Origin of the sequence: Streptomyces sp. NPDC002698 (genome assembly GCF_042888945.1) — a bacterium.
Classification (GTDB): domain Bacteria; phylum Actinomycetota; class Actinomycetes; order Streptomycetales; family Streptomycetaceae; genus Streptomyces.
The window spans coordinates 50,028-72,602 of the sequence record NZ_JBIAQM010000034.1 but is presented as its reverse complement, the minus strand read 5'-3'; the positions used below and the strand labels follow the sequence as shown (position 1 = coordinate 72,602).

22 protein-coding genes are annotated in these 22,575 nt (G+C 71.2%); 10 read left to right on the top strand and 12 right to left on the bottom strand.

Annotated features, from left to right (window positions below; translation table 11 throughout):
- Window positions 1–414 precede the first annotated feature (414 nt).
- The gene (locus ACFYW9_RS32950) at window positions 415–1,752 is read left to right on the top strand and encodes a 6-phospho-beta-glucosidase (RefSeq protein WP_389158191.1); all 1,338 of its coding nucleotides are present in this window, start codon (window positions 415–417) and stop codon (window positions 1,750–1,752) included.
- Between the two features lie 121 nt (window positions 1,753–1,873).
- On the opposite strand, the gene ACFYW9_RS32945 is transcribed toward ACFYW9_RS32950, so the two are convergent.
- Both ACFYW9_RS32945 and ACFYW9_RS32940 read right to left on the bottom strand, forming a co-directional pair.
- Complete coding sequence (locus ACFYW9_RS32945; RefSeq protein ID WP_389158188.1) at window positions 1,874–3,553, bottom strand: carbohydrate binding domain-containing protein; 1,680 nt, start codon at window positions 3,551–3,553, stop codon at window positions 1,874–1,876.
- Between the two features lie 156 nt (window positions 3,554–3,709).
- Window positions 3,710–4,897 carry an ATP-grasp domain-containing protein gene (locus tag ACFYW9_RS32940; RefSeq protein ID WP_389158185.1) on the bottom strand — a complete coding sequence of 396 codons (1,188 nt, stop codon included), beginning with the start codon at window positions 4,895–4,897 and terminating at the stop codon, window positions 3,710–3,712.
- A gap of 251 nt (window positions 4,898–5,148) precedes the next feature.
- On the opposite strand from ACFYW9_RS32940, the gene ACFYW9_RS32935 reads away from it, so the two are divergent.
- The gene (locus tag ACFYW9_RS32935; RefSeq protein ID WP_389158182.1) at window positions 5,149–6,057 is read left to right on the top strand and encodes a metallophosphoesterase family protein; all 909 of its coding nucleotides are present in this window, start codon (window positions 5,149–5,151) and stop codon (window positions 6,055–6,057) included.
- Window positions 6,005–6,724 carry a 4'-phosphopantetheinyl transferase gene (locus ACFYW9_RS32930; RefSeq protein WP_389158179.1) on the top strand — a complete coding sequence of 240 codons (720 nt, stop codon included), beginning with the start codon at window positions 6,005–6,007 and terminating at the stop codon, window positions 6,722–6,724. Before ACFYW9_RS32935 ends, ACFYW9_RS32930 begins: the two co-directional genes overlap by 53 nt.
- A 47-nt stretch (window positions 6,725–6,771) precedes the next feature.
- Here the strand turns inward: ACFYW9_RS32930 and ACFYW9_RS32925 are convergent, their stop codons facing one another.
- Window positions 6,772–7,002, bottom strand: coding sequence for a hypothetical protein (locus tag ACFYW9_RS32925; protein WP_389158176.1), 231 nt, complete (start codon window positions 7,000–7,002; stop codon window positions 6,772–6,774).
- A 252-nt stretch (window positions 7,003–7,254) separates the two neighbouring features.
- On the opposite strand from ACFYW9_RS32925, the gene ACFYW9_RS32920 reads away from it, so the two are divergent.
- Window positions 7,255–8,298 carry an alpha/beta hydrolase gene (locus ACFYW9_RS32920; protein WP_351873176.1) on the top strand — a complete coding sequence of 348 codons (1,044 nt, stop codon included), beginning with the start codon at window positions 7,255–7,257 and terminating at the stop codon, window positions 8,296–8,298.
- A 27-nt stretch (window positions 8,299–8,325) separates the two neighbouring features.
- On the opposite strand, the gene ACFYW9_RS32915 is transcribed toward ACFYW9_RS32920, so the two are convergent.
- Genes ACFYW9_RS32915 through ACFYW9_RS32905 form a run of 3 tightly spaced genes read right to left on the bottom strand, consistent with a single transcriptional unit; the run spans window position 8,326 to window position 10,784 of the window.
- Window positions 8,326–9,552, bottom strand: coding sequence for an MAB_1171c family putative transporter (locus ACFYW9_RS32915; protein WP_389158173.1), 1,227 nt, complete (start codon window positions 9,550–9,552; stop codon window positions 8,326–8,328).
- A 12-nt stretch (window positions 9,553–9,564) separates the two neighbouring features.
- Window positions 9,565–10,095 (bottom strand): toxin-antitoxin system, toxin component, encoded by a 531-nt coding sequence (locus tag ACFYW9_RS32910; protein WP_351873231.1) that lies wholly within the window; start codon window positions 10,093–10,095, stop codon window positions 9,565–9,567.
- 32 nt (window positions 10,096–10,127) lie between these two features.
- On the bottom strand, window positions 10,128–10,784 hold the full coding sequence (locus ACFYW9_RS32905) for a helix-turn-helix transcriptional regulator (protein WP_351873170.1): 657 nt from the start codon (window positions 10,782–10,784) through the stop codon (window positions 10,128–10,130).
- A gap of 269 nt (window positions 10,785–11,053) precedes the next feature.
- Here ACFYW9_RS32905 and ACFYW9_RS32900 point away from each other — a divergent pair, with 269 nt between their 5' ends.
- Window positions 11,054–11,713 carry a hypothetical protein gene (locus ACFYW9_RS32900; RefSeq protein ID WP_326784505.1) on the top strand — a complete coding sequence of 220 codons (660 nt, stop codon included), beginning with the start codon at window positions 11,054–11,056 and terminating at the stop codon, window positions 11,711–11,713.
- Between the two features lie 88 nt (window positions 11,714–11,801).
- Here the strand turns inward: ACFYW9_RS32900 and ACFYW9_RS32895 are convergent, their stop codons facing one another.
- Window positions 11,802–12,578 (bottom strand): cache domain-containing protein, encoded by a 777-nt coding sequence (locus ACFYW9_RS32895; protein WP_389158169.1) that lies wholly within the window; start codon window positions 12,576–12,578, stop codon window positions 11,802–11,804.
- Window positions 12,535–13,353 (bottom strand): FadR/GntR family transcriptional regulator, encoded by an 819-nt coding sequence (locus ACFYW9_RS32890; RefSeq protein ID WP_389158166.1) that lies wholly within the window; start codon window positions 13,351–13,353, stop codon window positions 12,535–12,537. The genes ACFYW9_RS32895 and ACFYW9_RS32890 overlap by 44 nt, the downstream gene beginning before the upstream one ends.
- 123 nt (window positions 13,354–13,476) lie before the next feature.
- On the opposite strand from ACFYW9_RS32890, the gene ACFYW9_RS32885 reads away from it, so the two are divergent.
- Genes ACFYW9_RS32885 through ACFYW9_RS32870 form a run of 4 tightly spaced genes read left to right on the top strand, consistent with a single transcriptional unit; the run spans window position 13,477 to window position 17,482 of the window.
- Window positions 13,477–14,523, top strand: a complete 1,047-nt coding sequence (locus tag ACFYW9_RS32885) for an ABC transporter ATP-binding protein (protein ID WP_389158163.1) — start codon at window positions 13,477–13,479, stop codon at window positions 14,521–14,523.
- Between the two features lie 26 nt (window positions 14,524–14,549).
- On the top strand, window positions 14,550–15,758 hold the full coding sequence (locus ACFYW9_RS32880; RefSeq protein WP_389158160.1) for an ABC transporter substrate-binding protein: 1,209 nt from the start codon (window positions 14,550–14,552) through the stop codon (window positions 15,756–15,758).
- A gap of 7 nt (window positions 15,759–15,765) precedes the next feature.
- Window positions 15,766–16,656, top strand: coding sequence for an ABC transporter permease (locus ACFYW9_RS32875; RefSeq protein WP_351873156.1), 891 nt, complete (start codon window positions 15,766–15,768; stop codon window positions 16,654–16,656).
- A gap of 10 nt (window positions 16,657–16,666) precedes the next feature.
- Window positions 16,667–17,482, top strand: a complete 816-nt coding sequence (locus ACFYW9_RS32870) for an ABC transporter permease (protein WP_351873153.1) — start codon at window positions 16,667–16,669, stop codon at window positions 17,480–17,482.
- 143 nt (window positions 17,483–17,625) lie between these two features.
- Here the strand turns inward: ACFYW9_RS32870 and ACFYW9_RS32865 are convergent, their stop codons facing one another.
- The 4 genes from ACFYW9_RS32865 to ACFYW9_RS32850 form a co-directional block, all read right to left on the bottom strand.
- The gene (locus ACFYW9_RS32865) at window positions 17,626–18,408 is read right to left on the bottom strand and encodes an ABC transporter permease (RefSeq protein WP_389158155.1); all 783 of its coding nucleotides are present in this window, start codon (window positions 18,406–18,408) and stop codon (window positions 17,626–17,628) included.
- 12 nt (window positions 18,409–18,420) lie between these two features.
- Complete coding sequence (locus tag ACFYW9_RS32860; RefSeq protein WP_389158152.1) at window positions 18,421–19,443, bottom strand: ATP-binding cassette domain-containing protein; 1,023 nt, start codon at window positions 19,441–19,443, stop codon at window positions 18,421–18,423.
- An 87-nt stretch (window positions 19,444–19,530) separates the two neighbouring features.
- Window positions 19,531–20,373, bottom strand: a complete 843-nt coding sequence (locus tag ACFYW9_RS32855) for a DUF4097 domain-containing protein (RefSeq protein WP_389158149.1) — start codon at window positions 20,371–20,373, stop codon at window positions 19,531–19,533.
- 84 nt (window positions 20,374–20,457) lie between these two features.
- Window positions 20,458–20,976 carry a toxin-antitoxin system HicB family antitoxin gene (locus ACFYW9_RS32850; RefSeq protein ID WP_351873142.1) on the bottom strand — a complete coding sequence of 173 codons (519 nt, stop codon included), beginning with the start codon at window positions 20,974–20,976 and terminating at the stop codon, window positions 20,458–20,460.
- A gap of 435 nt (window positions 20,977–21,411) precedes the next feature.
- On the opposite strand from ACFYW9_RS32850, the gene ACFYW9_RS32845 reads away from it, so the two are divergent.
- Window positions 21,412–22,563, top strand: coding sequence for an NAD(P)/FAD-dependent oxidoreductase (locus ACFYW9_RS32845; RefSeq protein ID WP_389158146.1), 1,152 nt, complete (start codon window positions 21,412–21,414; stop codon window positions 22,561–22,563).
- Window positions 22,564–22,575 lie beyond the last annotated feature (12 nt).

The following is a 22,575-nucleotide window of genomic DNA, read 5'->3' as shown; positions in this document are numbered from 1 at the left end:
TTCGACGCGCGGGCGGCGGTGGCCGCATCCGTCGCGCGGTCGCCGTCGTACGCCCGGCGGCGGGGCCTCGCCGTGGCACCGTTGTCGTACGGTCCCGCGCCACCGTGCCCGGACGGTCTTCCGTCGCTCACGCGTCGGAGAATGGCGCGGTCCCAGGACCCCCGGATGAAACCGTCCTGAAGCCCTGGGGTCGACTCGATGGCGCCCAGTGGTCGGCGGGTCCACCCTCGTCGCTGCCCGTCGCGTGCGAGGGGGCGAGTCCGCGGCACGAGGACGCGACGTGGCGGTGACGGACGAGCCCGTGGACGCGATGGCACGCTGATTCCTGGAAGACGTGGGTGAAACAGGCGGTCGTGGCGTACTCCCTCGCCGTGCGGCCTGTGTCCCCGCACGAACTGCGAAGGTGGTACTTGCGTGAGGCTGACGATTCTGGGCGGCGGCGGATTCCGTGTCCCGCTCGTGTACGGGGCACTCCTCGGGGACCGGGCCGAGGGCCGCGTCACCCGGGTCGTGCTGCACGACCTGGACGCGGGACGGCTCTCCGCCGTGGCCCGCGTCCTCGCCGAGCAGGCGGCCGGGGACCCGGACGCACCGGAGGTGACCGTCACCACCGACCTCGACGAGGCCCTGCGCGGCGCCGACTTCGTCTTCTCCGCGATCCGCGTCGGGGGTCTGGAGGGCCGGGCGGCGGACGAGCGTGTCGCCCTCGCCCAGGGCGTCCTCGGCCAGGAGACGGTCGGCGCCGGCGGCATCGCGTACGGCCTGCGCACCGTGCCCGTCGCCGTGGACATCGCGCGACGGGTGGCCCGGCTCGCGCCCGACGCCTGGGTCATCAACTTCACCAACCCGGCCGGACTGGTCACCGAGGCCATGTCCCGCCACCTCGGCGACCGGGTGATCGGCATCTGCGACTCCCCGGTCGGCCTCGGCCGCCGGATCGCCCGGGTCCTCGGCGCGCACCCGGGCGAGGCGTGGATCGACTACGTCGGGCTCAACCACCTCGGCTGGGTGCGCGGTCTGCGCGTCGCGGGCCGCGACGAACTCCCGCGTCTGCTCGCCGACCCCGACCTGCTCGGCTCCTTCGAGGAGGGCCGGCTCTTCGGCCCGCAGTGGCTCCAGTCCCTCGGCGCGGTCCCCAACGAATACCTGCACTACTACTACTTCAACCGGGAGACCGTCCGCGCCTACCAGCGGGCCGAGAAGACGCGCGGCGCGTTTCTGCGCGACCAGCAGGCCGGTTTCTACGAGGAGATGAGGCGCCCCGGCGCGGCGGCCCTGACCGCCTGGGACCGTACCCGGGCGGAGCGCGAGGCGACGTACATGGCCGAGAACCGGGACGCCGCCGGTGCCGGGGAACGCGAGGACGACGACCTCTCCGGCGGCTACGAGAAGGTGGCGCTCGCACTGATGCGGGCCATCGCCCGCGACGAACGGACGACCCTGATCCTCAACGTCCGCAACCGCGGCACGCTGAGCGTCCTCGACGCCGAGGCCGTCATCGAGGTTCCGTGTCTGGTGGACGCCAACGGCGCGCACCCCGTCACCGTCGACCCGCTGCCGGGCCACGCCACCGGACTGGTGTGCGCGGTCAAGGCGGTGGAGCGGGAGGTGCTCTCCGCGGCCGAGTCGGGTTCCCGTACGACCGCGGTGAAGGCCTTCGCCCTGCACCCGCTCGTCGACTCCGTGAACGTGGCACACGCCCTGCTCGACGGCTACACGGCCGTACACCCGGGGCTGGCCTATCTGACATGAGCCCGGTCGGGTCGGAAGCGGCTCACGCGGGTGGTGCCGCCCGGGAAGGGAACGGGGCACACCGGAAGGGAACGGGCCGCCCGGATTCACCGGGCGGCCCGCCGTGTTCGCTTCGTCGCCGTCAGCCCGTGAAGCCGGCCGTGATCGACGTGAACTGCCAGGTGCTCTGGCTGATGCCGGAGCAGTTGCTCACCACACCGCCCCCGGGGCAGGACCGGTCGCGGTTGACCGACCAGTAGGCGAGCCGGGCGATGTGATGGGAGTTGGCCCAGTCACGGATCGAGGTCCAGATCGCCGGGGTCGTGTTCTCCTGCTGGTCGGACAGACCGTTCATGCCGGAGATGCCGATGTGGGAGTAGGCCGTGGCGTCGTCCCAGCCGAAGGTCGACTTCAGCTTGGTCTTCAGCCCCTCGGTGGCGTTGACCGTGTTGCCGTACATGTCGGAGCCGCCGCCGAAGTCGAACGGCATGATGGTGAAGACGTCGATGTTCGCGTTCAGGGACTGCGCCTGTTCGATGAGCCGGTTGCCGTAGTAGGTCGGTCCGGTCGTCGAGGTGCCGAAGGTGATGATCGTCTTCAGGCCGGGGTTGTTGGCCTTGACGGTCTTCAGCGCGGTCAGGATCCTCGCCTGGACGGCCTCGTTCTCGAACTCGTCGGTGTTCTCGATGTCCATGTCGATGGCCTTGAGGCCGTAGGCGTCGATCACCTTCTGCAGGGCGCCGGCGAGCGCGCTCGCCGAGGAGCAGTTGGCGCCGAGCTTGCTGCCCTGCCAGCCGCCGAACGACGGGACGATGTCACCGCCCGCGGAACGGATCTGGTTGATCGCCGTCTGGTCGACACCGCCGGTCAGCGCACGGCTGCCGTCCCAGGCCGGGTTGCAGCCACCGGAGTCGAGCACGAACGCCATCGTGAACCACTTGATCCCGGTCGCGTTCATCACCGTGGTCGGGTTCGGGGGATCGCCCCAGCCCTCGTAGAGATAGGGAGCGGCCTGCTTGAAGCCGGTGCCGCCCCCGCCGCCCGCGCTCGTGGTGACACTCACGGAGTTGGAGGCTCCGGAGGTGTTCCCGGCCGCGTCACGCGCCTTGACGGTGAACGAGTAGGCGGTGCTCGCGGACAGTCCGCTGACGGTGCCGCTCGTGCCCGACACGCTGAGCACCTTGCTGGAGCCGCTGTAGACGTCGTACGCGGTGACGCCGACGTTGTCGCTCGACGCGTTCCACGACAGCGAGACGCTGGAGGACGTCTTGCCGGTGGACGTCAGGTTGGTGGGCGCGGTCGGCGCCTGGGTGTCGCTGCCACCGCCGCCGGGACCGTCGAGGCTGACGTCGTCGGCGTAGTAGGTGCCCTGCGCGTACCAGCCGTGGAGGTAGATCTTGGCGCTGGTCTGCGAGGCGCCGGTGGTGAAGGACACGGCGAGCCGGCTGTACGCCGACGGGGACGTCGTCCAGGTCGAGGCGCCGCCGTCCACACCGAGGTAGACATAGCTGCCGCGCACCCAGCCGGAGAGGCTGTACGTCGTGTTCGGCTGGACCGCGACGGTCTGGGTGCACTGCGCGGTGTCGCTCGAACTAGCCGCCCCCGCAAGGGCTTTGGAGCCACCGTGCACGGGGCTGGAGACGATCGACCCCAGGTTGCCGGAGCAGGACCAGGGGGAGAGGCCGCCGGTCTCGAATCCGGGGTTGGACAGGACGTTGGCCGCCTCGGCCGTACCCGGAAGGGCGACCGTGCCGGCGAGGGCCAGCGCGGCCGTGCCCAGCAGGGCGAGGAAACGATGTCTGGAACGTCTGAGCATGGTCATGCGCACGCGATCTCCCTGGGGATATGGGGGTGTTCGGGAGTGCAGAGAGGTGCGCAACCAAGTTGGTATGGACCAATCCCGCTGTCAAGACACTGCGCGGGAATTGGTCCAGACCGGTAAAGGGGGGTGGGGAGTCGGGAGCTGTGGGCGCTGACCCTAGGCGGGCGCGATCGCGGCCGTGGCGGCCGTGGTGGCCTGGGCGGGAACGGCGGAGGCGGTCGCCTCGGCCGGGGCGGACTGCGCGGACGCCGGCTCCGTGGCCTGCGCCGGCATCGCGGACAGGGTGGGCGCGCCCGGGTCGGGCCGCTGCGCGGGCAGCGGTACCGGACGTACCGGGCGCGGCCCCGCGACCACCGTGTAGTCCGGTCCGAGGAACGGCGGGACCAGCTCGCCCGGCTCCTCGCCCAGCGCCAACTGCACAGCGGCCCAAGGGGCGTTGACCCCGCACTGGGCGATCTGGTGCAGCCCGCCCGCCGGACGGGTGTTCACGTCCATCAGCACCGGCTCGTCGCCGTACATGCGGAACTGGATGTTGGACAGGTAGTGCAGCCCGAACGCCTCGGCGAGCAGCCGGGCGGGCCCGGTCCACGCGTCGTCGAGCGTGAATCCGCGGCGCCGGCCGTTCTTCGTGCGCCCGATGGCCATACGGACCCGGCCGTCCGGCCCGGTGAGGCAGTCCACCGACACCTCCGGCTGTCCGAGGTGCGGCATCACCAGCCAGTCGACGGGCTCCTCGGCCGTGCGCAGCGCCTCCACCACCAGGTCCAGAGGCACGTACGCGCTCGGGAAGCCGTTGAGGTGCATGAGCGAGAACGGGGAACGGGTGATCATCCGGAAGCCCACCCCGCCCGCGCCCGCCGCCGGCTTGAAGCAGGCCCGCTCGCCCGCGGCCTCCAACTCCTCGACCGCCGCGACCAGTTCCTCCGCCGTACGGACCCGCCACCACGGGGGAACGGGAATACCCACGGCCTCCACGGCCTGGTACGCGACGGCCTTGTCGTGGAAGACCGCGACCGCCTCCGCGGGCGGGGCCAGCAGCGCCGTACCGAGCGCCGCGAACTCGGCGCGCTGCGCCACGATCGCGTCCTGGTGCAGGACCGGAACGAACACGTCGATGGAACGGCGGGCGCACATGTCGAGGGCGTACTCGACGTAGGCGCGCGGCGACAGGCCCTCGGGCTCCGGCTCGGCGGTGTCGGCGGCGGCCAGGACGGGGGAGTCGGCGTCGCCGTGGGTGGCGTGGATCTCGACCGCGCGGTGCTGCGGGTTATTTCGCAGCTGGTCCATGAAGAACACGTTCTCCGCGTACGTGCGGTTGAGCCAGACGCGTACGCGAGAGCCCATGCAAGCCACCATTCAGGGTTCGCGGGCACGGCGGAGCGGGCCGGGCCCGGCCAGGGGTAGGGGAGGTACACCGAGCCGTCGCACGCCGAAGGAGATTCGAGCGGTGGTGTTGGGGCGATCATAAGGGTCGCGGGACCCTGATGCTGCTACAGGGATGTTACGGATTCGGCTGCCTGCCCGACCGGGCCTCCTTGTCCCTCGGCGGGAGCGTGTGCTGTTGTGTTGGCATTCGCTTTCTACGGGGGTGGCGCGTGCGGCCGACAGACGGCGATGCCGGAAACCTGCTGGCCATCAGCGACCTGCACATCGGCTACCCCGAGAACCGCGCCCTGGTCGAGAACATGCGTCCCGGGACGGACCAGGACTGGCTCCTGGTGGCCGGTGACATCGGGGAGATCGTCGAGGACATCCGGTGGACCCTCCGGACGCTGGCCGACCGCTTCCGCAAGGTCGTCTGGGTGCCGGGCAACCATGAGCTGTGGACCCATCCCAAGGATCCGGTCCAGCTCCGCGGAGTGGCCCGCTACGAGCATCTGGTCGCCCTGTGCAGGGAGTTGGGAGTCGTCACCCCCGAGGACCCCTACCCCGTCTGGAACGGACCGGGTGGCCCCGTCGTCGTCGCGCCGCTCTTCCTGCTCTACGACTACTCCTTCCTGCCGCAGGGCTGTGCCACCAAGGCGGAGGGGCTCGCGTACGCCCAGGGGACGGGCATCGTGTGCACGGACGAGTACCTGCTGCACCCGGACCCGTATCCGAGCCGCGAGGAGTGGTGCCGGGCCCGGGTGGCCGAGACCGGGCGCAGACTCGCCGAGATCCCCGAGGGGCTGCCGGTCGTCCCGGTCAACCACTACCCCCTGGACCGTCACCCGATGGACGTCCTGTGGCACCCCGAGTTCGCCATGTGGTGCGGCACGGCGGCGACCGCCGACTGGCACCGCAGGTTCCGTGTCGAGACCATGGTGTACGGGCATCTGCACATCCCCCGGACCACCTGGCACGAGGGCGTCCGGTTCGAAGAGGTGTCGGTGGGTTATCCGCGAGAATGGCGTAAGCGACCGGGTCCGCCGGGCACGCTGCGCCGCATTCTGCCGATGGAGGTCAAAACCGGTGATGGAGGAGCTGCTTCCGGAGTCGGTGGTGGCCGTGGAGAGCCACGGTGACGATCCGGCCGGGGACGCGAGTCTGTACCCCGAGGAACTGGCGGTCCTGACCCGGGCCGTGGACAAGCGGCGCCGCGAGTTCGCCGCCGTGCGCGTCTGTGCCCGGCGCGCCATGGAGAAGCTGGGTGTGGCCCCGGGGCCCGTGCTGCCGGGCGAGCGCGGGGCCCCGCGGTGGCCGGCGGGCGTCATCGGCAGCATGACCCACTGCGAGGGCTACGGCGCGGCCGCGCTCGCCCACGCCGGCGATCTCGCCTCCCTCGGCATCGACGCCGAACCCCATCTGGCACTCCCCGACGACGTCCTGGACGCCGTCGCGCTGCCCGGTGAGACGGACCGTCTGAACCGGCTCGGCGCCCGGGTGCCCGCCGTCCACTGGGACCGGCTGCTGTTCAGCGCCAAGGAGTCGGTCTACAAGGCGTGGTTCCCGCTCACCGGCGAGTGGCTCGACTTCTCCGGGGCGGACATCGACATCTCCCTCGACCGGGCGCCCGTCACGGACGGCCTCTCGGGAGACCTGAGGGCCCGACTCCTCGTCCCGGGGCCCGTGGTGGACGGACTTGCCGTCCAGACCTTCACCGGCCGCTGGACGGTCCGGGGCGGCCTGGTCGCGACGGCGGTCACGGTCCCGCACACGGGGCCGGGCCCGGTGCCGGGGTCCGGCGCCTGACCGTACGTCGCCACCCCGGCACGGGTCCCGGCGCCGACCGCGCGCGGTCAGCCCGGTTCCGGGCACCAGGCGTGCAGCAGTTCGAAGAACGCGTCCTCGTTGCCCGCGAGGCCCGCCGCCTTCAGAGCCCGTTCCGTCTCGGCGAGCACGACGGGCGGGACCATGGGCGGCCGGCTCTTGTCCGGCGGGCCGTCGAAAGCCGCTCGTACCGTCTGGAGGAGGCGGAGGTAGGCCTGCACGGCGGCGCGTTCGTGGTCGGTCAGTACGGCGGTCGGCATCGGACGGCTCTCCCTGGTCGGCTTGTCGTGACACTGGTCCTGAACCCAGCTTGCCGTCCGCCACTGACAATCCGGTTTCGGCCCCTGGAGGTTCGCCCGCTTAGCGGAGGCGAAACCTCACGGAAACCCCTGGTGGAACAGGGCCCCTACGCTGGAGGGGAGAGCGGGGCCGCCCACCGGACGGCCTCGCAGGCCGCCGGCCGGCGGCTCGGGAGCCGCCTTAGCGGTGGCCTGGGAACGGGAGGTTCGCCCGTGGTCGACGTACAGCCCCGGCAGCCGCGGCGCACCGCGCGGCTGCGTTCGGTCGGTGACGGAGAACTGCGTCTGCGGCACCGCCTCGTGCACGGCTATCGGCGCGCCTACCGGATGGCGGGGCAGGGCCCGGTGCTCGTCCTGATCCACGGCATAGGCGACTCCTCGGCGACCTGGGCGGAGCTGATCCCCGACCTCGCCCGCACCCACACCGTGATCGCGCCCGACCTGCTCGGCCACGGCGCGTCCGACAAACCGCGCGCCGACTACTCGGTGGCCGCCTACGCCAACGGCGTACGCGATCTGCTCGCCACGCTCGACATCGAGTCCGCCACCCTGGTCGGGCATTCGCTGGGCGGGGGAGTGGCGATGCAGTTCGCCTACCAGTTCCCCGAGCGCACCGAGCGGCTGATCCTGGTCGGCGCGGGCGGTGTCGGCGGCGAGGTCAACCCCGTCCTGCGTGCCGTGTCGCTGCCGGGAGCCCATCTGCTGCTCTCCGCGCTGCGGCTGCCCGGCATGCGGCTGAACGTGGGTCTGTTCCTGCGTCTGATGCGTCTGCTCGACGCCGATCTGGCCCAGGACGCCCCGTCGTTGCTGAACCTCGTGGACGCGCTGCCCGACGCGACCTCCCGCAGCGCGTTCATCCGCACCCTGCGGGCCGTGGTCGACTGGCGCGGCCAGGCGGTCACCATGCTCGACCGCTGCTATCTCACCGAGGGCATGCCCACCATGCTGCTCTGGGGGGACCGGGACAGCGTGGTACCGGTGCGGCACGCCCACGGAGCGCACGCGGCCATGCCGGGCAGCCGCCTGGAGATCTTCGAGGGAGCGGGCCACTTCCCGTTCCACAGCGATCCGGCGCGCTTCCTCGCCCTGGTCGAGGAGTTCACGGCCACCACCGGTCCGGCCGACTGGAGCCGCGAGCACTGGCGGGAGCTGCTGCGTGCCGGGCGCCCGGGTACGGCGGCGGGGCAGCCGGACACCGTCCGCAACCGCGAGGTGGAGCGGGACCTGCGCGAGGCGAGCGAACGCAGCGCGACCTGAGGACCGGACGGGGGACCGTGGGCGGGGTCAGCCGGTTCGTTCGCGGGTGTCGTGCTCGGGCCCGGTCGCCGTCCGGCCCCGGACGGCCGCGACGACCGGCGAGTGGCGCAGCGCGTTCGACATGCGCACGAGGTCACGCCGCCCGTCGGTGTGCGCGAACGTGGATCCGGTCGCGGGCGGCGCCTCCGCGGTCTCGGCCGAGCTGATGACACGGCCCTCCGGGTCCGCGGCCCTGGCCCGCACCGCCACGGTCACCATCGCCGCGTCCGCCTCGGCATGCGCCTCGGCGGCGGAGGAGCCCGCCGCGACCGCGGCTCCGTACGCCCGGGAGCGCACCTCGGAGTCGAAGTAGGGGTAGAGGCTCAGCATGCCGTCGTGGATGTCGGACTCCCGCTGGGTGACCTGGAGTTCGGCGGGCGACCACCAGGACATCCGCACCGCGCGGTCCTCCGGCACGGAGACCGGTTTCAGTTCGCGCCACAACGGGCCGAGCCGGCGATAGGTCGACCAGGTGTTCCAGCTGTCCTCGATACGCCGCCAGGCGAGGGGGAGGCAGAAGCCGACGGCGGTGATCTGGGCCCCGGCCGAGGCGAGCAGGGGGGCCACATTGGTGCTGAGGCCGTCCAGGTCCGTGTCGTTCCAGCGGGCGACCACCGCGGTGAACTTGGCCGCCGAGTAAGGGATGTTGCACAGTGACCCGAAGGCGATGATCACCAGCCCGGCGCGCAGCCGGCCGCGGACCTGGATCGCCCAGCGCCAGCACATGATGTTCATCGCGACACCGGCGACCGTGAGCGACGCCAGATACAGGACGATCATCTCGCGGATGAACGGGGTGTTGGCGTAGTACGTGTCGAGGTCGCGCAGCCGTTCGACGGAGGCGTCCCCGAGGACGAACAGGACGATCAGTGCCAGGCCGACCACGGTGTAGCCGAGGGTCCAGCGGAGGGAGAGCCGCCGGGTCACCTCGGGCGGTCCGCCGCGCCAGTTGATGATCAGCACCAGGCACGAGGCGCTGTAGGCGCTCAGCAGGCAGTAGACGAGGGGGGCCGAGACGTTGGGTATCCCGGTGACGTCGTTGACCGCGGCGATGGTCGGCGGGGCCGCGAAGAGGAACACCAGGCCCGCGAGGGCGAGGAGTACGCCGACGGAACGCAGCAGCGGGTCGCGCCAGCCGCGCAGGAGTGAGGGCCCTTTGAACGCGATCGCCGCGCCCATGGCGACGGCCGGGATGTAGTAGCTCGATCCGTCCATGCCCCGGGACCTTCAGCCTCGCGGCCCGCGACAGCCCAGGGAGGCCTCGATGCGGCCGGCCAGACCGTGCCGCTGCACCGGGCCGCGCAGTGAGGAACCGGCCAGCCAGGTACGGCACTTGCTGGCGAGCAGAAGACCGAAGCTCTCGGCCTCCTGTTCGTCGGCGAGGTCGAAGCGGGTGCGTGCCGCCACTTTCAGGACGGTGGCCTGGAGGTCGGCCCCGTCGCCGAGTAAGCGCGCCGCGACGGCCGTGCCGTCGACGTGATGGCTGCAGTGTCCGGCCTTCATGTGCCACAGCTCGTGGCCGAGGATGACCAACTGGTGGTCGGGCGCCGTGCGTTCCTCGATGACGACCAGGTCCTGTTCGGCCATGTCGAGCCACAGTCCGCTGGCGGTGCCGGGCGGGAACGCGGCCGTACGGAACTGGACGGGACGGCCGCGGCGCCGGCTCATCGCGCCGCACAGCGCGGTGTAGAGGTCGGTGGGGGCCGCCGGCGCGGGGAGCGAGAGCTCCGAGACCAGCTCGCCGCACAGGCGGCGCATTTCCCTTCCGATGCCCACTGATCTCCCCCGGCTCACGACTCTGGCCGTTTGACGCTCTCCAGGAGCATGTCCAGCCATTCCGCGACCTTGTCCCGGTGCTGGTCGGTGGGCAACTGCGCGGCCCGCCAGGCGATTCCGCGGACGCCGTGGTCCAGGAGCAGCCGTTCGAGCGGATCGTGGGCGACGGAGACCGCGGCGCGTTCGCGGTCGGCGAGCCGTTGCAGGAGCTCCTGTTCCGACCGCTGGAGGGCGCCCACGAGTGCTTCGGAGTCCTCGGCCGTGAGGAATCCGGCGTGCACCCGGAAGAAGCGCTGGATCGCGTCGCAGTGCTCCATGGTGGGGCGCCGGTCGCCGTTGATGAGGGCGCCCGCCTGCTGGCGCGACATACCGGCGCCGTCCGCTATCTCCTGCTGCGTGTAGCGGCGGCCGTTGGGCTTGAGCCGGGTGCGGCGCAGCAGGTCGAGGCGTTGCAGGAAGCGTGCCTGAAGGTCGGGTTCGCCGGCGGGGCGGCCGTTCAGCAGGGCCTTCGCCACGGGTTCGGGGACACCGGACTCGGCCGACAGCCGCCGGATGTCGAAGACTTCGGCGTGCGGCACGCCGAGCCGGTCGGCGAGTGCGGTGACCCTGGCCACGACGGCCTGCAGCAGAACCGTCGCCGTGGCGCACGGAACCTCGAAGCCATCCGTCACCGACAGATCTCCTACGTCTCTCTCAGGTGGCTCTCACGAAGTTCGGGAACCATGTGGACACGAGGGTCAGGAACCATCCCGACGGCAAAGCCGGGGACCAACCGGAGCCTAGCCGCTCGCTCGAACTCACATCCAGGTCTCGCCACAACTGTGGCGAGATTCAGCCGTCAACAAGCGCCAAATGCCACGATAGTTGACACGCCTGTCCCCGGGGCAGCAGGATCGGGGCGCCGCGTGAAGGCCGCAGAGGCAAGAGGGGTGACCTCCCGATGGCGTACCAGGCAGGAAGGCAGCGGTCCCAGCCGCGACCTGTCCCCGAGAGTCTCGAAGCGCAGGCGTACCTCCAGGACTACGCCACGCTCCTCGAAGCCGTGCCCTTCCCCTCCTTCGTCTTCGACGACCGCTGGGACGTCGTGCTGTCCAACGTCGCCTTCGAGACACTTTTCGACGGCGTCGGCGCGCATCCGACCGCCATGCCGGGCGACAACTTCCTGCGCTTCGTCCTGTTTCATCCGGACGCGGGATCGATTCTCGGTGAGCACGAGTCGAGTTGGTGTCTGCCGATGCTCGCGCACTTCGCCGCAGCGGTGGAGCGCAACGGCCAGGACCGCGGGCTCCAGGCGATCCGCCGGGACATCGCGCAGGACCCGATCATGGACGCCGCCTATCGGCACGGCCTGCCGCACTGGATCGAGGCGGTCGGCCCGCGCGGGGTCGAGCACGACGGAGCCGTGCGCCCGCTGGTCCACCCCGACCCCCGCTGGGGCAGCACGGACTGCCGGATCGTCGACGAGACTCCCAAGGCCCTTCAGGGCATGGGCTATTCGCGGATGACCCTGGTGCTGCGCGAGGCGGTCCGGCCGGTCACCGGCGGACCGCGCAGAGCACGCAGGACGCGCAACGGCGCGGCGGAGCTTCGCGCGGTGTGACGCGCGTAGTCGCAGGGCGTCCGCACCGGCGCGAATCGCCCGGACGGCGCACGTGCGGGGCGCGCGGGTGGCTCGGGACGGTGCCCGTTCAGCCGGCCGGCGTCACGAGGACGAGCGGCACGCTGTCGCAGGGCACGAGCCGCAGGTCCCCGTGGCGCGTGCTCCGGGCCGACGCCAGCACGGCCGCGAAGTCCGGTCCCCTGGTGAGCGATCCGGCCAGATGGGCGGGGTCCGCGGACGCGGCCACCCGGCCCCGCGCGTTCACCAGGTAGGCGGCCCCGGGCAGCCGTTGCAGGAGAGGGACGACCTCGGCCTCGAAGTGCCGCAGATACACGTCGGCCGCGGCGACCCCCACGAACCGGCCCTCCACGTGGACCGGCGCGGACAGGGTCAGGCTGTACTCGTCGGAGCAGAGGTAGTCGACGTAGGGCCCGGCGACCGCGCGCCGCCCCGTGTCGCGGGGGAGGGCGAACCAGTCCCAGTGCGTGTAGTCCGAGTACGCGGAGCGCGCCGGATCGAGGTCGAGCAGCAGCGGCCGTACGCCACCGCCGGAGTCCTGCTGCCACCATTCCAGCCACGCCGGTACGTCACCGAGCAGCCCCGGCGCCGCCACGAAACCGGTGCCCGACACCAACTCCTGGCGGGTGAGCCGCAGATGCAGTCCCGGACGCAGGGCCGCCAGATGCACCGTCGCGGGGCGGCGGCCCTCGGCGGCGAGGCGGGTGAGCAGCGCGGCAGCCTGGTCCCGGGTCTCGGCGACCGCGTCGAAGACGGCCTCCAGGGTGCCGCGGACCCGCGCGGCCACGGCCGCCTCGGGAGCGTCAAGCGTCGCCGTCGCGCCGGCCCGGCCGGGGCTCCTGCTCATGGGTGCCCTCCAGGGGACGCCTGCCTGAAGCGGCACGCGGCATCGAGAGGCGCAGGGTGATGAGCCGCGCCGTCGAGTCCACCACGCACCGCTCGGCCAGTGCTCTGGCCGCATCGTGGGCCCCATCTTGCACGGCCGAGATTACGGAGCGGTGACGGTCTGCGACTTCTTCACGATATTCGTCGTCCCCGAGCACGAGGCACAGCAGCGCGCCCACCTCCGTCTGCAGCACGACCTGTTCACGGGTCAGCCGGGCGGACTGCGCCGCCGCGGCGAGCTCGACGTGGAAGCGGCCGTAGACACGGCTGCGGGCGGCGGCGTCCTCGGCGGACGACAGGTCGTCCAGGGTGCGCCACAGCGCCTTGAGGTCGTCCGGTTCCGTGCGCTGCGCCGCGAGCCGGGCAGCCGCTCCGGACACGGCCGCCCAGTGGTCGCCCAGGTCCCGCAGTTCCTCGGTGCTCCATTCGGCGAGCCTGGCCAGCAGCCTTTCCTGGCCCGGTACTTCGGGCAGCGACACGAAGCTGCCGCCGCCGCGCCCGCGCCGCGTGGTGACCAGTCCCTGCTGGCGCAGGGCCATCAGGGCCTCGCGCAGGGTGACCGTGGACACGCCGAGCTGTCCGGCCAGCTCCATCTCCCCCGGCAACTGCTCGCCGTCGGCGAGCAGCCCGAGTTCGATGGCGTCGCCGATCCGGTGTACGACCGTCTCGACGCGCGCGCGGTTGTCCACGGGAGTGAAGACGGCTCTGCGGACGCCGTCGCCCCTGTGTTGCTTCACGGTCACCACCTTGTGCGTTGACTCAACCTTTACTCTAAAGGGGTCTTGAAGTTTGAACTATGGCTTCATATCTTTCCGGTCAGTGTTGCAAACGTACCTCTGCACCAGAAAGGTTCCCCGCCCATGGAGGCAAAGGCGATCCGGCTCCAGGGCCTGCGAAAGGCGTTCGGTGACACGACCGCCGTGTCCGGAGTCGATCTGGAGATAGCCGACGGCGAGTTCTTCTCGATGCTCGGTCCGTCCGGCTCGGGCAAGACGACCGTGCTGCGGATGATCGCCGGATTCGAGAGCCCGACCGAGGGCCGGATCGAACTGGCGGGCCAGGAGGTCACGGGCCTCGCCCCCTTCGAACGGGACGTGCACACCGTCTTCCAGGACTACGCCCTGTTCCCGCACATGACCGTCGAGGAGAACGTCGCCTACGGCCTCAAGGTCCGCAAGGTGCCCAAGGCGGAGCGCCTGGTCCGGGCACGCAAGGCGCTCGCCGACGTACGCCTGGAAGGGTTCGGCGGGCGCCGCCCCGCCCAGCTCTCCGGGGGCCAGCGCCAGCGCGTCGCCCTGGCCAGGGCACTGGTCGGCCGCCCCCGTGTCCTGCTGCTCGACGAACCCCTCGGCGCCCTCGACCTCAAGCTGCGCGAGCAGATGCAGGTCGAACTCAAGGCGATCCAGCGCGAGGTCGGCATCACCTTCGTGTTCGTCACCCACGACCAGGAGGAGGCCCTGACGATGAGCGACCGCGTCGCCGTCTTCAACCAGGGCCGCGTCGAACAGGTCGGCACCCCCGCCGAGATCTACGAACGCCCCGCCACCGCGTTCGTCGCGGGCTTCGTCGGCACCTCCAACCTGCTCGACGGCCGGTCGGCGCAGCAGGTCGTCGGCGCCCCGGGCACGTACAGCATCCGGCCGGAGAAGATCCGGGTCCTCACGGAGGCGGCCGAGCCCGGCACGGTCACGGAACCGGACCACTCCACGGCCACCGGAACCGTCGCCGAGGTCGTCTACCTGGGCGACGCCACCCGCTTCCTGGTGGACCTCGACGCGGGCGGCCGCCTCACCGCGCTCCAGCAGAACCTGGAGACCTCCTCCGAGGACGTCGCCGCCCTGCGCGGCACCCGGGTCCGGCTCCGGTGGCACCGCCGCCACGCCTTCCAGGTCCCCGACCCCAGCTGACTTCCACGCTCATTCCCCCGTCACGTATGGAGTACGCCGTGCGCCTCACCCCAACCCTCAAGGCCGCCGCCGCTGTCGCGGTGCTCCTCGCGGCCACCGCCTGCGGATCGTCCGGTACGGGCTCCTCCGCGTCCACCGGCTTCAACCCGCCCGACCTCAAGGCGCAGTCGAAGCTCGGCAAGACCGAGGGCCAGGTCAACCTGATCGCCTGGGCCGGCTATGTCGAGGACGGTTCCAACGACCCCGAAACCGACTGGGTCAGCGACTTCGAGAAGCAGACCGGCTGCCAGGTCAGCTCCAAGGTGGCCGCCAGCTCCGACGAGATGGTCAAGCTGATGAAGACCGGGCAGTACGACGCGGTCTCCGCGTCCGGAGACGCCTCCCTGCGCCTCATCGCCTCGGGCGACGCGGCCCCGGTCAACACCGGTCTCGTACCGAACTACAAGGACGTCTTCAGCGGCCTGAAGAAGGGCGCCTGGAACTCCGTCGACGGCCGGATGTACGGCATCCCGCACGGCCGGGGCGCCAACCTCCTGATGTACAACACCGAGAAGGTCACCCCCGCCCCCACCTCATGGTCCGCGGTCTTCGACGACGCCTCGGCGAACAAGGGCCACGTCACCGCGTACGACTCGCCGATCTACATCGCCGACGCGGCGCTCTATCTGAAGTCGGCCAGGCCCGAGCTGAAGATCAAGGACCCCTACGCCCTCGACCAGAAGCAGTTCGACGCGGCCGTCGCCCTGCTGAAGAAGCAGAACGCGAACGTGGGGGAGTACTGGAGCGACTACCTCAAGGAGATCTCCGCCTTCAAGAGCGGCGACTCCGTGGTCGGCACCACCTGGCAGGTCATCGCCAACCTCACGGCCGGCGAGGGCGCCAAGATCAAGGCCGTCGTGCCCGAGGAGGGTTCCACGGGCTGGTCCGACACCTGGATGGTCTCCGCCGAGGCCAAGCACCCCAACTGCGCCTACAAGTGGATGGACTGGATCATCTCGCCGAAGGTGAACGCCCAGGTCGCCGAGTACTTCGGTGAGGCGCCCGCCAACGCCCAGGCGTGCGGGTACACCAGCGACAAGTCCTTCTGCGACACCTTCCACGCCACGGACGAGAGCTACTGGAAGAACATCGCGTTCTGGAACACGCCCATCGAGCAGTGCCTCGACGGCCGCACCGACGTCAAGTGCGTCCCGTACGCGAAGTGGGTCCAGGCCTGGACCGAGATCAAGGGCTGACCGAGCGATGACCACCACCGCGCAGGCCGCCGGACGCTCCCCCGTCCGGCGGCTCGCCGGGACCCTGCACCGGCGCCCCCGGCTGCGGCTGTCCCTGCTGCTGACCGCACCCCTGCTCTGGCTGGCGGTGCTCTATCTCGGCTCGCTGGCCGTGCTGTTCGTCTCGGCGTTCTGGACGACGAACTCCTTCACCTCCGAGGTCGTGAAGGTCTGGTCGGCCGACAACTTCCATCAGCTGTTCACCCTGCCCGTGTACCGGCAGGTGATCCTGCGCAGCATCGGCGTCGCCCTCGCGGTCACCGTCCTGTGCGCGGTGATCGCCTTCCCGGTCGCCTTCTACACCGCGCGCATCGCCAAGCCCGCCCGGCGCCCGCTGCTCGTCGTCGCCATCCTCACGCCGCTGTGGGCCAGTTACCTCGTCAAGGTGTACGCCTGGCGGCTGATCCTCTCCCAAGACGGCCTCGCCGACTGGATGCTGAAGCCCCTCGGACTGAGCGGACCCGGGTACGGCCAGGTCGCGGCGATCATCGCGCTCACCTACCTCTGGCTGCCGTACATGATCCTGCCGATCCACACCGCGCTGGAGCAGCTCCCCGCCAACCTGCTCGACGCGTCGGCGGACCTGGGCGCCGGGGCCGCCCGCACCTTCCGGTCGGTGGTGCTGCCGATGGTCCTGCCGTCCGTGGCCGCCGGCTCGGTCTTCACCTTCTCGCTCAGCCTCGGCGACTACATCACCGTGCAGATCGTCGGCGGCAAGACCCAGCTCATCGGCAACGTCGTCTACTCCAACATCGAACTGAACCTGCCCATGGCCGCCGCGCTCGGCACGGTCCCCGTCGTGGTCATCGTGGTGTACCTCCTCGCGATGCGCCGCACCGGTGCCCTGAGCAGTCTCTGAGGAGCCCGCTGTGCAACTCTCCCGTCCCGCGCGCATCGCGCTGCGCGTCGCCGCCGGGCTCGGCTTCGCGTTCATCTACGTGCCCCTCGCCCTCGTCCTGGTCAACTCCTTCAACCGGGACCGCAGCGCGAGCTGGCCGCCGTCCGGGCTCACCTTCCACTGGTGGTCGGTCGCCTGGGAGAACGAGGGGGCCCGCTCGGCGCTGTGGGTCTCGGTCAAGGCGGGCCTCGGGGCCACGGCCATCGCGCTGGTCCTGGGCACGCTGATCGCCTTCGCGGTCGCCCGGCACCGCTTCTTCGGCCGGGACGCGATCTCCTTCGTGGTCGTCCTGCCGATCGCGCTGCCCGGCATCGTCACGGGCATCGCCCTCAACTCGGCGTTCAGCACGGTGCTCGAACCGCTCGGCGTCGGACTCGGCATGTTCACCGTGATCGTCGGTCACGCGACCTTCTGCATCGTCGTCGTCTTCAACAACGTGGTCGCGCGGCTGCGCCGTACGTCCGGCACGTACGAGGAGGCCGCGATGGACCTGGGCGCGGACACCTTCAGGGCCTTCGTGGACGTGACCTTCCCGCTGGTGCGCTCGTCGCTGCTGGCCGGCGGACTGCTCGCCTTCGCGCTGTCCTTCGACGAGATCGTCGTGACGACGTTCACGGCCGGGCCCGGCATCGAGACCCTGCCGATCTGGATCTTCAACAACATGACCCGGCCCCAGCAGGCCCCGGTCGTGAACGTCGTGGCGGCCGTGCTCGTCCTGCTCTCCGTGATCCCGATCTACGCGGCCCAGCGGCTGTCCGCGGACACGGCCACCGAGAGCCGGATCTGACCGGGCCGACGAACTGCCTTTGCCGGGAACCCGGTCCACGCCGGTGGGGGGGGGGGGGGGGGGGGGGGGGGGGGGGGGGGGGGGGGCGGCCCCGCGCGCCCCCCCCCCCCCCCCCCCCCACCGGCAGGTCGAAGGGCGGGTTCTCAGCGCTTGGTCGTGCTGTTGAACAGCGAGCGCGACCAGACGTAGCCGACCAGGCTGATCCCGGCGCACCAGGCCAGCGAGATCCAGCCGTTGTCACCGATCGCCGAGCCGGAGAGCAGACCGCGCAGCGTCTCGGTCATCGGTGTGAAGGGCTGGTTCTCGGCGAACCAGCGAAGGCCCGGGGACATCGAGTCGGCCGGCACGAACGCGGAGCCGAGGAACGGCAGGAACTGGACCAGCAGCGGCTTGTTGCTCGCGGACTCGACGGTTTTGGAGATCAGGCCGAGCGCCGCCGACAGCCAGGTCACCGCGAACGCGACGGCCGCGAGGAGACCGGCGGCGGCGAGCCATTCGAGCGGGCTCGCGTCCGGACGGAAGCCGATGGCGAGCGCGAAGCCCACGACCAGGATCATGCTCACCATCGTCTGGAGGACGCTGCCGACGACATGGCCCGTCATGAACGACGAACGAGTGATGTTCATGGTGCGGAAGCGGTTGATGATGCCTTCCGTCATGTCCGAGCAGACCGCGATCGAGGTCGACATCGCCCCGGCCGCCACACCCATGATGATGATGCCGGGCGTCAGGTATTCCAGGTAGGCGTCCCGGCCGCCGCCCATTCCGGCGCCGATCGAGTCGCCGAAGGCGTACACGAACAGCAGCAGCATCAGGATCGGCATCATGGCGGCGCCGAGCGACACGCTCGGATAGCGGATCGCGTGCTTGAGGTTGCGCCGCAGCATCGTCATCGAGTCGTGCACGGCGTAGGCGAGGGTGCTCATCGCAGGGTCTCCTTAGACGTGAAGCGGGGTGCCGGTGCCGGTCCTGGTGGCGCCGTCGCCGGTCAGGGCGAGGAACACGTCGTCCAGGTCGGGGGTGTGCACGGAGAGGTCGGCGGCCCTGACACCGGCGGTGTCCAGCCGGTCGAGCAGGGCGCGCAGCGCGTCGAGCCCGCCGTCGCCCGCGACGCGCAGCGCGAGGTCCTCGTCGTCGCGGGCCGCGCCGGGGAACGCCTCGGCCGCGCGCTCGTACTCGCCGGGCCGGGTGAAGCGCAGCCGTACGTGGCTGCCGGGGATCTGCGCCTTGAGTTCGCCGGCGGTGCCCTCGGCGACGATCCGGCCGCCGTCGAGCACGGCGATCCGGTCGGCCAACTGGTCGGCCTCCTCCAGGTATTGGGTGGTGAGGAACACGGTGGTGCCGCCCGCGACCAGGGAGCGCACCGTGTCCCACATCGTGCGGCGGCTGCGCGGATCGAGACCGGTCGTGGGCTCGTCCAGGAAGATCACCTGGGGGTCGCCGACCAGCGTCATGGCGAGGTCGAGCCGGCGCCGCATGCCGCCGGAGAAGGTCGCGGCCCGCTTGCCGGCGACGTCCGCGATGTCGAAGCGCTGGAGCAACTCCTTGGCACGGAACCGTCCTTCGCGCCTGCCGAGACGCAGCAGGTCGGCGATGAGGAGCAGGTTCTCCTCGGCGGTGAGCAGGTCGTCGAGCGCGGAGAACTGCCCGGTGACACCGATCGCGGCGCGCACACCGTCGGGTGAGGCGGCGACGTCGTGGCCCGCGACCTGGGCCTGCCCGCCGTCGGCGGCGATGAGCGTGGACAGGATCTGCACGGTGGTGGTCTTTCCGGCGCCGTTCGGTCCGAGCAGCGCGAAGACGGAACCGGCCGGGATGCGCAGATCGATGCCGTCGAGCACGGTCTTGTCGCCGTACGACTTGCGCAGACCGACGGCGGAGACGGCGGCGGGCGGCAGCGGACCGCCGTCTCGCCCGAGGTCGGGAGCAGGGCTGGGCATGGGCATGACAGAAGAGGGCATGGAGCTCTCCGTTCGGAGGCCGGGTGGAATCAGGTGCTGGAGGGGGGGAAGGGGCCGGAGCCGGAGCCGGGGCCGGGGCCGGGGAGTTCAGGACTTGGCGCGCAGGATGTCGATGTTGCCCCAGTTGGTCCGCGCGCGGACCGTGACCGTGCCCTCGGTCTCCTCGGGGGCCTCGGACGAGGCGAGCATGTTGCGTACCTGGCCACGGTTGGAACTCACGTCGAGCCAGGCGGCGACGCCCCGCCGGACGCCGACCTCGATGGAGCCGTTGGAGGTCTCCAACTGGATCTCACCGCCGACGACTTCGGCGACACGAAGGTGCCCGTTGGTCGTGGTGCCGGTGACCGACGCCTCGGCGCGGGCGATGTCGATGCCACCGTTGGTGCCGTTCGCCCGCAGCTCGCCGGTCACGGTGCCGACGGTCGTGGTGCCGTGCGCGTTCTTCAGGACGGCGGGTCCGAGGACCGTGCCGACGCGCACGTTGCCGGTGCTGCTGGTGATCTCGGCCATGCCCTCGACGCGGTCCACGGTGATCAGGCCGTGCGACGCCGTCAGACTCAGCGGGCCGGTGGTGTCGAGGCGCACGTCTCCGGCCGAGGTCTTCACGCGGACCTCGCCGAACCGGCCCTCGGCGAGCACCTGGGTCCAGGAGCAGGTCAGGTCGAGCCGCGAGCCCGTGGGCAGGCCGACCGTCACGTCGACGGCGCCGCTGGAGCCGATCAGGTGGCGCTGCTTGGTCCTGACCGTCAGGGCGCCGCCCGCGTACACGACCTCGGTCTGCTCGGCGGCCCGTACGTCCCTGTCCTTCTTCGGGTCGAGGGGCCGCACCTCGACGACCGTGTCGGGTCGGTCGGCGGCGGTGAGGCGGATGGCGCCGGCGGTCACGTCGGCGGTGACCGAGATGGGTTCGGGGGTGTCGAAAGAAGGCATGGCTGTACCGTCCTCGTGGGTCCTCGAGTCGTCCCCGCAGGTGGGACGTGGTGTGTGGGTGAAGTGGTGCGGGTGCGGGCGCGGCTAGCGCACCCAGCCCGTGAAGCTCTGTCCGATGGTGCGGTTCCTGCCCGTCGCGCGCGGCCGGGTTCCGCCGTCGACCGCGGCCGACACGGCCCGCACCAGCCACGCGTTGACCGACAGGCCCTCATGGCTCGCGGCCTCCTCGGCGCGTGCCTTGAGGTGGGCGGGCAGGCGCAGGTTGACGCGGGCGGTGCCGCCTTCGTCGCCGTCGGCGGGCAGCGGTGCCCTCAACGGTTCGACGGGCGCCTCCGCCGCTTCCGTGGTGTCACCGTAGGAAGGCGGCGGTGTCACCACGAAGTCGGGGTCCAGTCCCCGCAGCCGTACGTCGACCGAGCCGGGAGCGAGCTCGCGGGTGATCTCGTCCATCGCGGCGGAGAGCACGTTGAGCATGGTCAGACGCGTCGCCGACTCCAGCGGAGCGGTGAGGCGCTCGGCCAGCTGGCGGGCTTCTTCCCCGCCGGCCTCGGCGGCCACCGCGAGTTCCTGGCGCAAGGTGTCGACATACGGTGTGAGGTCCATGACGACATAGTGGCACCACTGTGGCGCCATGCGCAAGCGTGGCTGGCTCCCCGTGTCGGGCCGCTTTGAGGATTGCGCCTCTGAGCTGCAGAAATGCGGAGAGTGTTGTCCGGGTCGTGGTGGTGCCACGGGTGTCCGTGTGCCAGATGGGGGTGTGTGGTGGCGCCGAGTGGTGCCGGATGGCGCCAGGTAGCGCCAAGTGTCGTCACGTGGCGTACGTGGCGTCGGGCGGGACCGGGTGATGTCGAGCGGGGTGAGTCGATGTCGGGTGATGCCAAGTGCCGCCAGGTGGTGTCGGGCGGCGCCGGTTGACGCCCGGGTGGAGTCGGGGTCCGCTCGGCCACTGCTCCTGTCCTCGCTCCCGCCCGTCGGATCGGGCCCGCTCCTCGTGTCGGGCTCCGGGCCGAATGCAGAGCTATGTGACATAGTACTGATGTGAGTCAGCCTGTTGCCTGCGATGTCGTGATCGTCGGAGCCGGAATGGTGGGCGCCGCCTGTGCCTTGTACGCGGCTCGCGAGGGCCTCGACGTCGCCGTGGTGGACCGCGGCCCGGTGGCCGGCGGCACGACCGGCGCGGGCGAGGGGAATCTGCTCGTCTCCGACAAGGAACCCGGGCCCGAACTCGACCTCGCCCTGCTCTCCGGGCGTCTGTGGGCCGACCTCGCCGAGGAACACGCGAAGGCGATCGAGTACGAGGCCAAGGGGGGCGTCGTCGTGGCGTCCACGCCCGGGGGCCTGGCCGCGCTGGAGGCGTTCGCGGCGGGTCAGCGAGCGGCCGGTGTACTGGCCGAACCGGTCGCCGCCGATCAACTGCACTATCTGGAGCCGTACCTGGCCCCGGGACTCGCGGGCGCCGTGCGCTATCCCCAGGACACCCAGGTGATGCCCGCCCTCGCGGCCGCGCATCTCCTCCGGGCATCGGGGGCGCGGCTGCTGACCGGCCGCACCGTGACCGAGGTGCTGCGCGCGAGGGACGGCTCGGTCCGCGGAGTGCGCACCGGCCGGGGCGATGTGCACGCGCCCGCCGTCGTCAACGCGGCCGGCACCTGGGGTGCCGAGGTGGCCTCGCTCGCGGGCGTCACGCTCCCCGTCCTGCCCCGCCGGGGATTCGTCCTCGTCACCGAGCCCCTGCCGCGCCGGGTGCGCCACAAGGTGTACGCCGCGGACTATGTCGCCGACGTCGCCAGTGACTCGGCCGCTCTGCAGACCTCGCCGGTCGTGGAGGGGACGGCGGCCGGCCCGGTCCTGATCGGCGCGAGCCGGGAACGGGTCGGCTTCGACCGGTCGTTCTCGCTGCCGGTGGTACGGGAACTGGCCGCCGGCGCCGTTCGGCTCTTCCCGTTCCTCTCGCAGGTGCGCGCCCTGCGGACCTACCTCGGATTCCGGCCCTACCTGCCCGACCATCTGCCCGCCATCGGCCCCGACCCCCGGGCCCCCGGTCTCTTCCACGCCTGCGGTCACGAAGGGGCCGGCATCGGGCTGTCCACCGGGACCGGGCAGCTCCTCGCGCGGGTCCTGGCGGGCAAGGCGCCCGGCCTCGACCTCACGCCGTTCCGGCCCGACCGCTTTCCCGAGGAGGCCGCGTGAACCCCCTTTTCC

What these genes read in the sequence shown, in the direction of transcription:
- ACFYW9_RS32945 (WP_389158188.1), bottom strand. Translation starts at nt 3,553, where the DNA reads ATGACCATGCTCAGACGTTCCAGACATCGTTTCCTCGCCCTGCTGGGC.
- ACFYW9_RS32895 (WP_389158169.1), bottom strand. Translation starts at nt 12,578, where the DNA reads ATGAGCAGGAGCCCCGGCCGGGCCGGCGCGACGGCGACGCTTGACGCT.
- ACFYW9_RS32850 (WP_351873142.1), bottom strand. Translation starts at nt 20,976, where the DNA reads ATGGACCTCACACCGTATGTCGACACCTTGCGCCAGGAACTCGCGGTG.
- ACFYW9_RS32880 (WP_389158160.1), top strand. Translation starts at nt 14,550, where the DNA reads ATGGAGTACGCCGTGCGCCTCACCCCAACCCTCAAGGCCGCCGCCGCT.
- ACFYW9_RS32940 (WP_389158185.1), bottom strand. Translation starts at nt 4,897, where the DNA reads ATGGGCTCTCGCGTACGCGTCTGGCTCAACCGCACGTACGCGGAGAAC.
- ACFYW9_RS32865 (WP_389158155.1), bottom strand. Translation starts at nt 18,408, where the DNA reads ATGAGCACCCTCGCCTACGCCGTGCACGACTCGATGACGATGCTGCGG.
- ACFYW9_RS32875 (WP_351873156.1), top strand. Translation starts at nt 15,766, where the DNA reads ATGACCACCACCGCGCAGGCCGCCGGACGCTCCCCCGTCCGGCGGCTC.
- ACFYW9_RS32910 (WP_351873231.1), bottom strand. Translation starts at nt 10,095, where the DNA reads ATGCGCCGCCTGTGCGGCGAGCTGGTCTCGGAGCTCTCGCTCCCCGCG.
- ACFYW9_RS32885 (WP_389158163.1), top strand. Translation starts at nt 13,477, where the DNA reads ATGGAGGCAAAGGCGATCCGGCTCCAGGGCCTGCGAAAGGCGTTCGGT.
- ACFYW9_RS32925 (WP_389158176.1), bottom strand. Translation starts at nt 7,002, where the DNA reads ATGCCGACCGCCGTACTGACCGACCACGAACGCGCCGCCGTGCAGGCC.
- ACFYW9_RS32855 (WP_389158149.1), bottom strand. Translation starts at nt 20,373, where the DNA reads ATGCCTTCTTTCGACACCCCCGAACCCATCTCGGTCACCGCCGACGTG.
- ACFYW9_RS32915 (WP_389158173.1), bottom strand. Translation starts at nt 9,552, where the DNA reads ATGGACGGATCGAGCTACTACATCCCGGCCGTCGCCATGGGCGCGGCG.
- ACFYW9_RS32860 (WP_389158152.1), bottom strand. Translation starts at nt 19,443, where the DNA reads ATGCCCTCTTCTGTCATGCCCATGCCCAGCCCTGCTCCCGACCTCGGG.
- ACFYW9_RS32900 (WP_326784505.1), top strand. Translation starts at nt 11,054, where the DNA reads ATGGCGTACCAGGCAGGAAGGCAGCGGTCCCAGCCGCGACCTGTCCCC.